Annotated in this window: 15 protein-coding genes; 11 read left to right on the top strand and 4 right to left on the bottom strand. The window is 60.9% G+C overall.

Annotated elements, in window-relative coordinates; all coding sequences use genetic code 11:
- Positions 1 to 84 precede the first annotated feature (84 nt).
- The 6 genes from ACT9T4_RS21115 (at position 85) to ACT9T4_RS21090 (ending at position 5,195) form a co-directional block, all read left to right on the top strand.
- Positions 85 to 1,101 (top strand): ABC transporter substrate-binding protein, encoded by a 1,017-nt coding sequence (locus tag ACT9T4_RS21115; protein ID WP_499118791.1) that lies wholly within the window; start codon positions 85 to 87, stop codon positions 1,099 to 1,101.
- 215 nt (positions 1,102 to 1,316) lie between these two features.
- Positions 1,317 to 1,982, top strand: a complete 666-nt coding sequence (locus ACT9T4_RS21110; RefSeq protein WP_042554625.1) for an amino acid ABC transporter permease — start codon at positions 1,317 to 1,319, stop codon at positions 1,980 to 1,982.
- Positions 1,963 to 2,622, top strand: coding sequence for an amino acid ABC transporter permease (locus ACT9T4_RS21105; protein ID WP_042554626.1), 660 nt, complete (start codon positions 1,963 to 1,965; stop codon positions 2,620 to 2,622). The genes ACT9T4_RS21110 and ACT9T4_RS21105 overlap by 20 nt, the downstream gene beginning before the upstream one ends.
- Positions 2,619 to 3,380 (top strand): amino acid ABC transporter ATP-binding protein, encoded by a 762-nt coding sequence (locus tag ACT9T4_RS21100; protein WP_499118789.1) that lies wholly within the window; start codon positions 2,619 to 2,621, stop codon positions 3,378 to 3,380. Before ACT9T4_RS21105 ends, ACT9T4_RS21100 begins: the two co-directional genes overlap by 4 nt.
- Positions 3,377 to 4,276 carry a transporter substrate-binding domain-containing protein gene (locus ACT9T4_RS21095; RefSeq protein ID WP_042554628.1) on the top strand — a complete coding sequence of 300 codons (900 nt, stop codon included), beginning with the start codon at positions 3,377 to 3,379 and terminating at the stop codon, positions 4,274 to 4,276. Before ACT9T4_RS21100 ends, ACT9T4_RS21095 begins: the two co-directional genes overlap by 4 nt.
- Positions 4,277 to 4,694: 418 nt before the next feature.
- On the top strand, positions 4,695 to 5,195 hold the full coding sequence (locus ACT9T4_RS21090) for a hypothetical protein (protein WP_042554629.1): 501 nt from the start codon (positions 4,695 to 4,697) through the stop codon (positions 5,193 to 5,195).
- 133 nt (positions 5,196 to 5,328) lie between these two features.
- Here ACT9T4_RS21090 and ACT9T4_RS21085 read toward each other — a convergent pair whose 3' ends face one another.
- Both ACT9T4_RS21085 and ACT9T4_RS21080 read right to left on the bottom strand, forming a co-directional pair.
- The gene (locus ACT9T4_RS21085; RefSeq protein ID WP_042554630.1) at positions 5,329 to 5,961 is read right to left on the bottom strand and encodes a helix-turn-helix domain-containing protein; all 633 of its coding nucleotides are present in this window, start codon (positions 5,959 to 5,961) and stop codon (positions 5,329 to 5,331) included.
- A 5-nt stretch (positions 5,962 to 5,966) separates the two neighbouring features.
- The gene (locus ACT9T4_RS21080) at positions 5,967 to 6,125 is read right to left on the bottom strand and encodes a hypothetical protein (RefSeq protein WP_179538123.1); all 159 of its coding nucleotides are present in this window, start codon (positions 6,123 to 6,125) and stop codon (positions 5,967 to 5,969) included.
- A gap of 259 nt (positions 6,126 to 6,384) precedes the next feature.
- Here ACT9T4_RS21080 and cysP point away from each other — a divergent pair, with 259 nt between their 5' ends.
- The 3 genes from cysP (at position 6,385) to cysW (ending at position 9,210) form a co-directional block, all read left to right on the top strand.
- Positions 6,385 to 7,398 (top strand): thiosulfate ABC transporter substrate-binding protein CysP, encoded by a 1,014-nt coding sequence (gene cysP, locus ACT9T4_RS21075; RefSeq protein ID WP_042554631.1) that lies wholly within the window; start codon positions 6,385 to 6,387, stop codon positions 7,396 to 7,398.
- Positions 7,399 to 7,534: 136 nt separating this feature from the next.
- Positions 7,535 to 8,383, top strand: coding sequence for a sulfate ABC transporter permease subunit CysT (gene cysT, locus ACT9T4_RS21070; RefSeq protein ID WP_042554632.1), 849 nt, complete (start codon positions 7,535 to 7,537; stop codon positions 8,381 to 8,383).
- On the top strand, positions 8,380 to 9,210 hold the full coding sequence (gene cysW, locus ACT9T4_RS21065; RefSeq protein ID WP_042554633.1) for a sulfate ABC transporter permease subunit CysW: 831 nt from the start codon (positions 8,380 to 8,382) through the stop codon (positions 9,208 to 9,210). The genes cysT and cysW overlap by 4 nt, the downstream gene beginning before the upstream one ends.
- 1 nt (position 9,211) lies before the next feature.
- Here the strand turns inward: cysW and ubiM are convergent, their stop codons facing one another.
- The gene (ubiM, locus tag ACT9T4_RS21060) at positions 9,212 to 10,414 is read right to left on the bottom strand and encodes a 5-demethoxyubiquinol-8 5-hydroxylase UbiM (protein ID WP_499118785.1); all 1,203 of its coding nucleotides are present in this window, start codon (positions 10,412 to 10,414) and stop codon (positions 9,212 to 9,214) included.
- A gap of 57 nt (positions 10,415 to 10,471) precedes the next feature.
- The gene (locus ACT9T4_RS21055) at positions 10,472 to 10,909 is read right to left on the bottom strand and encodes a hypothetical protein (protein ID WP_499118783.1); all 438 of its coding nucleotides are present in this window, start codon (positions 10,907 to 10,909) and stop codon (positions 10,472 to 10,474) included.
- Positions 10,910 to 11,073: 164 nt separating this feature from the next.
- On the opposite strand from ACT9T4_RS21055, the gene ACT9T4_RS21050 reads away from it, so the two are divergent.
- Together ACT9T4_RS21050 and galU are read left to right on the top strand one after the other, a co-directional pair.
- Positions 11,074 to 11,574, top strand: a complete 501-nt coding sequence (locus ACT9T4_RS21050) for a CinA family protein (protein WP_042554635.1) — start codon at positions 11,074 to 11,076, stop codon at positions 11,572 to 11,574.
- Positions 11,575 to 11,623: 49 nt separating this feature from the next.
- A complete protein-coding gene (galU, locus tag ACT9T4_RS21045; protein ID WP_042554636.1) occupies positions 11,624 to 12,460 on the top strand; it encodes a UTP--glucose-1-phosphate uridylyltransferase GalU in 837 nt (278 codons plus the stop codon).
- Positions 12,461 to 12,710 lie beyond the last annotated feature (250 nt).

Below are 12,710 nucleotides of genomic sequence, written 5' to 3'. Positions count from 1 at the left end.
ATCGCTGATCGGCCCACTGCAGGGCATTCGGCACGACCAGGATGCACAAGTAATTTCACTGAATCACATAACGAGAACTACACGATGACCAACACCTTCAAACTCGGCCGCCTAGCCACCGCTTTGGGGCTGCTCGGCGCCCTGGCAACCCCGCTGGCCGCTCACGCGGAAGGCAAGATCAGCATCGCCCAGCAATTCGGTATCGGCTACCTGGTGCTGCACGTGGTCAAGGACCAGCAACTGATCGAGAAGCACGCCAAGGCCCAGGGCCTGGAAGAGATCGAGGTCGAATGGCGGACCATTTCCGGTGCCACGGCAATGAACGAGGCGCTGCTGGCCGGTGCCATCGACGTGGTATCGGCAGGCGTGCCGCCGATGCTCACCGTCTGGGATCGCACCCACGACAAGCAGAACGTCAAGGCCGTCGCCTCGCTGGGTTCGCTGCCCAACTACCTGCTGAGCAACCGCGCCGAGGTCAAGACCCTGCAGGATCTCAGCGACAAGGACCGCATCGCCGTGCCCGCCGCTGGTGTCGGCTTCCAGTCGCGCACCCTGCAGATCGAAACCGCCAAGCTGTACGGCAATGCCGACTTCCAGCGTTTCGACAAGATTTCCGTGAGCCTGCCGCACCCGGACGCCACCGTGGCGCTGACCAAGGGTGGTTCTGAAATCACCGCGCATTTCTCCAGCCCGCCATTCCAGTACCAGGCGCTGGAGAACCCGGACGTGCACAAGCTGATCAGCTCCTACGACATCCTTGGCGGTCAGGCCACGTTCAACGTGCTGTACGCCACCGAGAAATTCCACGACGAGAACCCGAAGACCTACAAGGCCTTCTACGACGCACTGGTCGAGGCATCGCAAATCATCAAGGCCGACAAGGCCGCGGCGGCAGAGACCTACATCAAGGTCGAGAACTCCAAGCTGCCGCTGGCGTTCGTCAAGAAGATCATCGAAGACCCGGAGAACGACTTCACCGTCTCGCCGCAACGCACCTTCATCTACGCCGAGAAGCTGCATGAACTGGGCGTGCTGAAGAACAAGGCGGCTTCCTGGAAGGATTACTTCTTCGAAGAAGCCTACGCCAATCCGGGTAGCTGATAGCGGTGACCAGAAACTAGCGGGCCGTTGAAAAACGTCAGCGATGGCAACGCAGATAGTTTTTCAAAGCCTGCTAGCGCGGGTGATCCCCGCGCGCAATTAGCCCTGCACTGCTGCGCACAACGCGGCAGTCGACTGCTGGTATTGATGATGCGTTCGTTCGTGGTAACCGGCCTGCAGGTGCAGGCCCCCTTGTATGACGGCGGTGCGCAGCCATGAGCTTCGACTGGCCATTCGTTTTATCGACGCTGCCGGCCTTTTTGAAAGCCGTTGGCGTTACCCTGCAGGTCGGTGCCATTGCCATCGCCTGTTCCTTGCTGGTAGCGCTGCTCAACTCGGCGATCCTGGTCTGGCGGGTGCCTTTACTGCGCCGCCTGGTCGGCTTGTACGTCGAGGTGGCGCGCAACACGCCGTTGCTGATCCAGCTGTTCTTCATCTATTTCGCCTTGCCGGTGATCGGCATCCGGCTGTCCGGTTTCGCGGCGGCGATCATCGCCATGACCTTTCTTGGCGGCGCCTACCTGACCGAGGTGCTGCGCGCCGGGGTGGAAGCGGTGCCCAAGGCGCAGATCGAATCGGGGCTGTCCATCGGCCTGTCGCGCTGGCAACTGCTGCGCCACGTGATCCTGCCTCAGGCCGGTCTGCTGAGCCTGCCAGCGCTGTTCGCCAATTTCATCTTCCTGCTCAAGGAAACCACCGTGGTATCGGCGGTGGCAGTGCCGGAGATTCTCTACACCACCAAGAGCTACATCGCTCTGTACTACAAGACCTACGAGATGCTCGCGGTGATGACCGCCTTGTGCGTGCTGCTGTTCCTGCCGCTGTCGCTGTTGCTGGGTGTACTGGAAAGGAGGCTGCAACATGGCCAGTTCGGGTCTTGAGCTGCTCTGGGTGTCGGCGCCACAACTGGCCCGCGGTGCCTGGGAAACCCTGAGTATTTCGGCGTCGGCCATTGCCTTCAGTACCGCTGGTGGGGTGCTTTACGGCGTGCTGCGCAGCCTGGGTTCGGGCTGGGTCGACGGTGTGCTGCGGGTCTATCTGGAAATGTTCCGGGCGATCCCGGTGCTGGTCTGGCTGTACCTGTTCTTCTTCGGCCTGCCGATCTTCGCCGGTATCAGCGTGCCGAGCTTCTGGTGCGCGGTGCTGGTGCTGTCGCTGTGGGGCGCCAGCGAGGTGGGCGAAGTGGTGCGCGGCGGCTTGCAATCTCTGCCACGTGGTCAGCGCGAGGCGGGCCTGGCAATCGGTCTGAATACCTGGCAGCTGTACGGCGAGGTGCTGCTGCCCCAGGCCCTGAAACGCATCACGCCGCCGACCATCAACGTCTATACGCGACTGATCAAGACCAGTTCGCTGGCGGTGCTGATCGGTGTGGTGGATGTGATCAAGGTAGGCCAGCAGATCATCGAACGCACCTACGAGTCGGTGCTGATCTACGGCTTTCTGTTCCTGTTCTTCTTTGTGCTCTGTTATCCGCTGTCGGCCGCTTCGCGTGTGCTTGAACGGCGCTGGAGTCATGCATGACCGCGTTGATCGAACTCGCTTCATTCAGTAAAAACTTCGGCGCCACACCGGTGCTGCGTGCCGTCGACCTGCGCGTCGAACGCGGCGAGGTGGTGGTGATTCTCGGCCCCAGCGGCTGCGGCAAAAGCACCTTGCTGCGCTGCCTCAATGGCCTCGAGCAAGGGCAGGGCGGCAGCCTGCGTTTCGCCGGCCGCGAGCTCAATGGCAAGACCGACTGGCGTGCCGTGCGCCAGGAAATCGGCATGGTATTCCAGAGCTACCACCTGTTCCCGAACAAGACGGTGCTGGAGAACATCCTGCTCGGCCCGCTCAAGGTGCAGAAGCGTCCCTTCGCCGAAGCCCTCGCGCAGGCCGAGCGTCTGCTCGAGCGGGTCGGCCTGCTTGACAAGCGCAATGCCTATCCCCGCGAACTCTCGGGTGGGCAGCAGCAGCGTATCGCCATCGTCCGCGCGCTGTGCATGAACCCGCAGGTGATGCTGTTCGACGAGGTGACCGCAGCCCTCGACCCGGAGATGGTCAAGGAAGTGCTGGAAGTCATCCTGGACCTCGCCGAAGGCGGCATGACCATGCTCATCGTCACCCATGAAATGGCCTTCGCCCGGGCGGTGGCCGACCGAATCCTGTTCATGGACGGCGGCGTGATCGCCGAACAGAACGACCCTGAAACTTTTTTCAGCAACCCGCAAACCGCACGCGCGCAGCAGTTTCTGGAGAAGTTCTCCTACGTGGAAAACATGCCCAAAAGGAAAGCGCAATGACCTTCAAATCTGCCCTAGCATTCCCGTTACTCGCCGCCAGCCTGCTGATTGGCTGCGGCCCGTCCGATGAACCCAAGCAGGCCGCTGCCGAGCCTGCCGCCCCGACGCCACCCGCTGCCGAAGCGGCACCGAGCGACAGCTACCTGGAGAAGATCAAGGCCCGCGACAAGCTGATCGTCGGCGTCTTCAGCGACAAGCCGCCGTTCGGTTTCGTCAACGAGCAGGGCGAGCACGTCGGCTTCGATACCGATATCGCCAAACGCTTCGCCAAGGATTTGCTCGGCGACGAGAAGAAAGTCGAGTTCGTGGTGGTCGAGCCGGCCAGCCGCATCCCGTTCCTGCAGAGCGACAAGGTCGATCTGATCCTCGCCAACATGACCGTCACTCCCGAGCGTGCGCAAGCGGTGGACTTCACCAATCCCAACCTGCGTGTCGCCGTTCAGGCTCTGGTGGCCGACGGCAGTGAGGTGCAGAAACTCGATGATCTGGCCGACAAGACCACCATCGTGACCACCGGCACAACGGCCGATATCTGGCTGACCAAGAACCATCCTGAGTGGAAGCTGCTCAAGTTCGAGAAGAACTCCGAGTCGCTGCAGGCGCTGGCCAACGGCCGCGGCGATGCCTACGCCCAGGACAACCTGGTGCTGTTCAGCTGGGCCAAGCAGAATCCGGGCTATCGCGTTCTGCCCGAAACCCTGGGTGATGAAGCGCCGATCGCACCTGCAGTGAAGAAGGGCAATATCGAACTGCGCGACTGGGTGAACGACGAGCTGGCCAAGCTGGGAGAAGAGAAGTTCCTGCTCGCTCTGTATGACCAGTACGTGCGCCCGGAGCTGGCGGAAGGTACCGATCCGCAGGCGATCATCGTCGAAGGCGGCAAGTGGAAGGAGTGATTCGCTCCTGACGGCAGCTGCAAGTCAGCAAGGCCCGCCCGGGAAACCAGGCGGGCCTTGCTGCATTCAGGGCTCGTGAAGTTTGTCAGACGGTGGTCTGAGGCAGGCAATAGGCAAGGGTGTCGCCTTCAGGACGATTTTTTGCGCTCAGGTTAGAACGATTATTCACTTCGGTTATTTGCTAAGCACTGAAAGATATATCCATAACGTCCATATCCACTTCATGACATCTACGCTGATCGCTGAAGCGTCGTTTCCGACGCTGTAGCACGTTACGGTGACGCAAATCGCTCGATTTTCCCCGTCAACACGCCCGTTTTGGCTGCGCTGCTGACAGCTTGTCTGGTGTGCTGAGCGGCCTAGAATCGCCTCCAACGAAACAGCTTCAAGACCCTTCCAGCCAATCAAGGAGTTCACCATGATGAACGCAATGCAAATGCCGATGAATGCCAACATGCCGATGATGATGGGCATGCCCATGATGATGGCGACCATGAGCTGCGACATGCAGGCCGACTGCATGAACTGCACCATGATGCCGGCTGCTGGCATGGACAAGGCGATGTTCAAGAACAGCGCCGAAATGATGTCCATGATGATGGATTGCGCCATGCCGATGATGATGCACTGCGGCAACATGTCGATGATGTGCATGTCGCAGGACGCCATGGCCAAGATGCCGATGAACATGATGATGATGCCTGCGATGGGTATGGGCATGCCGATGCCGTCCATGCAGTGCGCCATGGAATGCAGCATGAGCGCCGACGGCATGATGATGTGCAAGATGATGCCGATGCCCGGTATGGACATGATGATGTTCAAGCGCTGCTGCGAACTGATGATGAAGATGATGGATTCCGGTATGCCGATGATGATGAGCTGCAATGGCATGCCGATGATGTGCTGCACCTGCTGATTCGACAGCAGTAGACAGTGGCAAAAAATCGCCAGGAGCGATTTTTGACGTCGCTTGCGACCGCCTGTAGGGCGACCGCCAGGGATGGCAGGCCACAAAAAGAAGCCCGGCCTTGCGCCGGGCTTCTGCGTTTTCAGTCCAGCCGTTCCGGATACTTGACCACCAGATAGCACAGCGCTTCGCTGTCTGCCGGGTTGCGGTAGCGGTGTGGCTGGTCGGCGTAGAAGAGAATCGCGTCGCCAGTCGACAACAGGTAGCGCTCCTCGTTGACGCAGACTTCCAGCACGCCTTGGGCCACTACCAGGTTTTCCTGGGTTCCGGGAGCATGCCCATCGGCTTGCTCCTCGGCCAGGGGAGCGAGGCGCAGCTCGTAGAATTCCGACTGTCGAGCGATATCGAACGGGAACAACGCCCTGCTGACGAATGCGCCGCTGGCACTCACCAGACGCCTGCTGGTGCGCGCCGGCAACAGCGCGACGCCTTCGAATGCACGGCTTTCGAGAAAGGCGGCCACCGACACCTTGAGGCCCTTGGCGATCTTGCACAGCACCTTGATCGACGGCGTGCTGCGACCTGATTCGATCTGCGCCAGCATGGCACGGCTCACGCCGCACTGGCGGGCGAGGGCATCCAGGGAGAGGTTGCGTTTGCAGCGCAGGCGCTGAAGGTTGTGGGCGACCAACTGGCTGGTCTGGTCGTCAGGTTCATTGTCGTCGGGCGCGCCGACGACTTCAGGTTTGGCGGGAAAGGGGCTGATCGTGGTCATGGCCCTCAGCTCCGGCAGGCTTGATCCACGTGCGCCATTTGTAGCTGAGCGGCCGGAAAGCTGAAACGACTCGCGTACATGGCCCACATCGCTTCAGCCATGAGCCGCGCCTGGCGGCGTTTACGGTAGCTGGTGAAATCGATCACTGTGGCGGTATGGGTCATGGTGGTTCTCTTGCGCTGTGGCGTATGTGCCGACTCTACCCAGACTTTTTTAGATCCATAAATAATCAATTTTCATGTGGTAATTCTTTTTGGGAATTTAGCTGTCTTGCTAAAAGCTGGTTACAGGAATGGAGGAGGGAAGTGGCCTTTCTAGTGCGTAGTGGAATATGTTTATGATAAATAGATTCTTTTACGGCATAAGGCCATCAAGCAGACTGACGCCGTCATCCGTATCCATCTCGTAAGGAAACCCTGGATCATGCTCAAGAAACTCCTGCTGGCGACTGCCGTCACCACCTCGCTGCTCGGTAGCGCCGCCGCGCTGGCTGCGGACAAGCCGATTCTCAATGCCTCCTATGACGTCGCCCGTGAGCTGTTCGCCGAGATCAATCCCAAGTTCCAGGCCCACTGGAAGGCCGAGACCGGCAAGGATCTGAAAATCGACCAGTCGTTCGCCGGCACCTCGCGCCAGGCTCAGGACATCATTCAGGGCAAGAAGGTCGACACCGTGACCTTCAACCAGGTCACCGACGTGGACATCCTGGCCAAGCGTGGCCTGGTGCGTAAGGATTGGGCCGAGCAGTTCCCCAACCATAGCTCGCCGTACTACAGCACCACTGCTTTTCTGGTGCGCAAGGGCAACCCGAAAAACATCAAGAACTGGGACGATCTGGCCCGTTCGGACGTGAAACTGGTATTCCCCAACCCGAAAACCTCCGGCAACGCCCGCTACAGCTACCTGGGCGCCTGGCTGTACGCCAACGAAGCGTTCAAGGGCGATGAAGCCAAGATCAAGGAATTCGTCGGCAAGATCCTCCACAACGTCGAGAACTTCCCCACCGGCGGTCGGGGTGCCACCGTGGCCTTCGCTCAGAACGGGCAGGGTGACGTGCTGCTGAGCTTCGAATCTGAAGTGGTGAATATCGCCAAGGGCGAAGAGTTCAAATCCGGTGAATTCGAGGTGATCGTGCCGCCGGTCAGCGTGCTGGCCGAATTCCCGGTCGCCGTGGTGGACAAGGTGGTCGACGAGAAGGGCACCCGCGATGTCGCCAAGGCCTATCTGGACTTCCAGTACAGCAAGGACATCCAGAAGCTTCTGACCACCTACCACTACCGCGTACAGGACAAGGAAGTGGCCGCTGCGACGGCTGGTCAGTTCCAGGATCTGCGCCTGATCAACCCGACCGAAGTCCTCGGTACCTGGGACGAGATCACTGCCAAGCACTTCGACGGCAATGCTATTCTTGACCAGCTTCTGGCCCAAGGCCGGTAATTTGGCTGTCGCAGCGATTTGCTGCGCGTCGGCCCTGCGGCTTTCGAGATCGCGATGATCGCTGAAGGCTGAGCTGCATCAGCTGTATTTCACAAACCGCCACCTTCCGGCGGTTTGTGCATTGAAGGACTTTCGAGTGAGCAAGACCCCCGTTTTCTTCCTGCAGAATCCGTTGCTGCCGGGCTTTGGCCTGAGCTTCGGTTTCAGCGTCTTCTACCTGTCGCTGGTCATCCTGTTTCCGCTGTCCGCACTGTTGCTGTACGTCAGCGACATGAGCTGGGCGCAATACTGGCAGGCGATCAGCGATCCGCGCGTGGTTCAGAGCTACAAGGTGACCATCAGCGGCGCCTTCTACTCGACGGTGATCGTGCTGCTGATCGGCCTGCTGATCGCCTGGATCATCACCCGTTACGAGTTTCCTGGCCGTCGCCTGGTCGATGCGCTGGTGGACCTGCCGTTCGCCCTGCCGACCTCGGTAGCCGGCCTGACCCTGGCGACCCTGCTGGTGCCCGGTGGCTGGCTCGGCCAGTATTTCGACGCCGCCGGTATCAAGATCGCCTATGCCTATCCCGGCCTGCTGATCGCCATGGTGTTCACCAGCCTGCCGTTCGTGGTGCGTACCGTGCAACCGGTGCTGCAGAGCCTGGGCACCGAGTACGAGGAGGCGGCCAGCACCCTGGGTGCCAACAAGTGGCAGAGCTTCGCTTACGTGGTGCTGCCGAGCCTGACGCCGGCGTTGATCACCGGTGCATCCCAGGCGTTCGTGCGCAGCCTGGGCGAGTTCGGCGCGGTGATCATGATCGCCGGCAACATCCCGTTCAAGACCGAAGTCTCGTCACTGATGATCTTCGTGCGCCTGCAGGAATTCAATTACCCAGCAGCGGCGGCGATCGCGTCGGTAATCCTCCTGGCTTCGCTGTTCCTGCTCTTCGCCTTGCAGGTGGTGCAGGGGCGCTTGTTCAAATGGCAGAGGCAGAGCCGATGAAAAAGCCTCAGCATTGGCATCAATGGTTACTCATCATGCTCGGCCTCGGTGCAGTCGCGCTGATGCTGCTGGTTCCCCTGGCGCTGATTTTCACCAGGGCGCTCAGTGGCGGCTGGAGCGTGCTGGTCGACAACCTCTCCCAGGACTACATGCAGCACGCCATCGGCCTGACCCTGCTGGTCGCCGCGCTCACCGTGCCGCTGAACCTGTGCTTCGGCATCCTGCTGGCCTGGTGCGTGACCCATTACGATTTCCGTGGCCGCAAGCTGCTGACCACCCTGGTGGACATTCCCTATGCCGTGTCGCCGGTGGTCGCCGGTCTTTGCTACCTGGTGGTCTACGGGCTGGAAACCGCCCTGGGCCAATGGTTCTACGATAACGACATGCAGTTGATGTTCGCCTGGCCCGGTATCGTCATGGTCACGGTGTTCGTCACCGCGCCTTACGTGGCGCGCATCCTGATTCCGGTCATGCAGTCCCAGGGCAACGACGAGGAAACCTCGGCGCTGTGTCTGGGGGCCAATGGCTGGCAGATCTTCCGCCATATCACGCTGCCCAACATAAAATGGGCGCTGCTCTACGGCGTGGTGGTCACCAATGCGCGGGCAGTGGGCGAGTTCGGTGCGGTCTCGGTGGTGTCAGGCACCATCCTCAACCAGACCCTGACCTTGCCGCTGCTGGTGGATCAGCTGAACAACGACTACAAGCCGGTGGCGGCCTTCACCGCTGCGGCCCTGCTGGCCTGCATGGCGCTGTTCACGCTGTTCCTCAAGACCTACATGGAGTGGCGTCAGCGGGTCAACATGCAGCGCGCTGCCGACAGCTGAATCAGCCCGTGACCTGCGTCAGGTGCCGGGCCAGTGCCGCCTTGAACGGCGGCAGGTTCTGCGCCAGGCGTAGCCCGGCATTGCGCAGCAGGCGTGTGGGCATTCGATCGTCGGTGTACAGCCGCACCAGCAGGCTGGTGGCCTGATACAGCGGCCAGCTGGCGCGCTGCTGGGCTCCGGCGTATCGCTGCAGAACGGTGGGGGCGCCGATGTCGCGACCCGCGCGCGCTGCATCGAGCAACACCCCCGCCAGCCGCTGCTGGCTCTGCACACCCAAGTTGAAGCCATGGGCCGTCACCGGGTGCATGCCCACCGCGGCGTCACCGATCAATGCACAGCGCAGCCCCGCGAAGCGCTGCGCATAGACGCCCACCAAGGGATAGACATGGCGTTCGCCAATCAGCGCCATGCGCCCGAGGCGTCGCTCGAAACGGCGCTCCATAGTTCGGGCGAAAGCGTCCGGCGCAAGCGTCAGCATCTCGTTCATTTCCTGCGCCGGCAGGGTCAGCACCGCTGAGGCACAGTTGCCGTTAAGCGGGAGCAGGGCGAGCGTCTGCCCGTAACCGAACCACTCCCAGGCCACCTGTTGGTGGCTGCGCTCGTGGGCCATGCGGCAGACCAGCATGCTCTTGCCGAAGTCCTCCATGCGCGCGCCGATTCCCAAGCGTCGCCGGGTCTCCGAAAAACGACTGTCGGCTGCCACCAGCAGACGTGTATTGAGGTGCTGGCCATCGCTCAGGCGCAGCGCCACGGCGTGCCTGGAGCACTGCACCCCCGTGATCGTGCAGCCGCTCAGCAATTCGACGTCTGGGCAGTCGCTCAGCGCCGCGAACGCCGAGCGGCGGATCGCCTGGTTGGGTACCAGGCAGCCCAGACGCTCCGCGCCAGCCGAGGCCGCGAGGATGCGCAGTGCGTAAGGCGAGGAGCCATTGAACACTTGGGCGTCACGCAGTGGAGATATCTCGTCGGCCTGCAGATGCCGCCACATGTTCAGTGACTCCAGCGTCTGTCGCGAGGCACGGGTGAGGGCGATTTCACGGCCATCCGGCGGCGGATTCGCCACGGCATCGAGAGGCTGGCGTTCGATCAGCCGAATGGAAAGTCCGTGGCCGGACAGGGAACGGGCCAGGCACAGACCAGCCGGCCCGGCTCCGACGATGACGACATCCACTTGCACGGCGATTCCCGCATTGCTGACAGACATCTACTGTAGGTCAGCGAATGCAGGGGAACATTGCCCAGGATCAGGCAAACGCTGCGATCACCAGAAGCCGATGGGGTGACGCTCGTTGATGTAATCGAGTGGCAGGGCGAAGCCCTTGCGGAAGAAGTTGGCGAGACGGGTATCGATGACCTTTTCGTTGACCGACGCCAGCAGCGATTCCTGGCGATGAATATCGCCGCTGTCGGCGTAGTACTCCTCGTGCAGCATGCGCTGCGCGGCAAGGTTGGCGACCAGGCTGTAGCTGCTCACCAGACCTTCATCGGGGCGACTGACCGCCAGGATCAGGCGCGGCTTGTCGTTTTCCAGCACCAGATCGACCACCACGTCGAGATCGTGATTGCGGGCATAACTGGCTGCTTCTTCGAACAGAGGGCGCGCTTTCTCGCTCAGTGCCTGGATGAATGCAGTGCGGATCGAGCCATCGCTCACGTCATGCAGTTCATGGGTGTCTTGCAGCTTGCGCAGAGTATTCACTTCATTGCCCCTTGGGTTCGGCCTGCTGTCTAGCGTGGGAAAAACAGGCGGTGCAAAGAGTTCAGGCTGCTCGATAAATGGTCTCTGCTAATTGTCCGGAACTTGTGTGCCCCATGCACTGCCATAGACACACAGTAACGATTGGGTCGGAGAATTTCGCCAGCATGCAAAACATCGAGCAGGCGGTCCATTTCCTGGAAAAGTACAACCTGGTGCTGAGCACTGCCGAGTCGGCCACGGCCGGCTTGCTGGCCGCTACCGTCGCGGCGGTACCGGGCTGTGACGGCGTGCTAGAAAGCGGTTTCGTCGCCTATTCCAAGCGCGCGATGCAAGCCAGTCTCGGCGTCAAGCTGGAGACCATCGAGACCTTCGGCATGAACAGCGAGGAAGTCGCCCGTGAGATGGCCATCGGCGTGCTGAAGGTCAGCAGTGCCGACATCATCCTGGCCATTACCGGCGCACCGACCGCCGACGACAAGAGCGGCCAGGAAGTGATCGACGGCGCCATGTGCTTCGCCTGCGCCACGCGTCTCGCCGAGCATGAAGGGGTGACCAGCGAGACCGTCACCTTCCCCGGAGACAATAACGAACGGCGCGCCGCTGCAGCGCGCCACGCTTTGCTGCGACTGCCCTATTACTACGAACGGCTGCGCCAGACCTCCTGATGCCAGCGGTTCAGCGACTTGTGCAACATTGACCACTCAAGGAAAACACATGATCAAGAAATGCCTGTTCCCAGCCGCCGGTTATGGCACCCGCTTTCTCCCGGCGACCAAGGCCATGCCCAAGGAAATGCTGCCCGTGGTCAACACCCCGCTGATCCAGTACGGCGTGGAGGAAGCCCTCAACGCCGGCTTGACCGAGATCGCCATGGTGACCGGTCGTGGCAAGCGCTCCCTGGAAGACCATTTCGACATCAGCTATGAGCTCGAGCATCAGATCCGCGACACCGAAAAGGAAAAATACCTGGTCGGTATCCGTCGCCTGATCGACAACTGCACCTTCTCCTACACCCGTCAGGTGGAAATGAAGGGCCTGGGCCACGCCATTCTCAGTGGCCGTCCGCTGATCGGTGACGAACCGTTCGCCGTGGTACTGGCCGACGACCTGTGCCTGAACATCGAAGGCGATGGCGTACTGACCCAGATGGTCAAGCTGTACAACCAGTTCCGCTGCTCGATCGTCGCGGTACAGGAAGTACCGATGGAAGAAATCCACAAGTATGGCGTGATCGCCGGCGAGATGATCCGTGACGACATCTTCCGTGTCAGCCACATGGTCGAAAAACCCAAGGCCGAAGACGCGCCGTCGAATCTGGCGATCATCGGTCGCTACATCCTCACTCCGGACATCTTCGACCTGATCAAGGACACCCAGCCAGGCAAGGGCGGTGAGATCCAGATCACCGACGCGCTGATGAAACAGGCTCAGGAAGGCTGCGTACTGGCCTACAAATTCAAGGGCCGCCGCTTCGACTGCGGTGGTGCAGAGGGTTACATCGAAGCGACCAACTTCTGCTTCGAGAACCTCTACCGCGAAGGCCGCGGCTGATACGCCGAGCCGTACGAAAAACCGGGCCTCGAGCCCGGTTTTTTTATGCCTGGCTGAGCTTGCGGGCGAGTGACGAAGCAGCATCAACATCGCCGTGCAGCCACTATCGCTTCGCGCCGGGGGCGACGCTCCTACGGTGGTGGCGGGTAATGCACTTACCCAGGCGCCTGCATTCACCTGTAGGAGCCCGCTTGCGGGCGAATCGCGAGGCAATGCCGACATCCCGGTGCAGCCACTATCGCTTCGCGCC

It is taken from the genome of Pseudomonas sp. SZ40 (genome assembly GCF_052958135.1).
The sequence above is the reverse complement of the archived record's forward strand: the minus strand, read 5'-3'. Positions and strand labels throughout refer to the sequence as shown.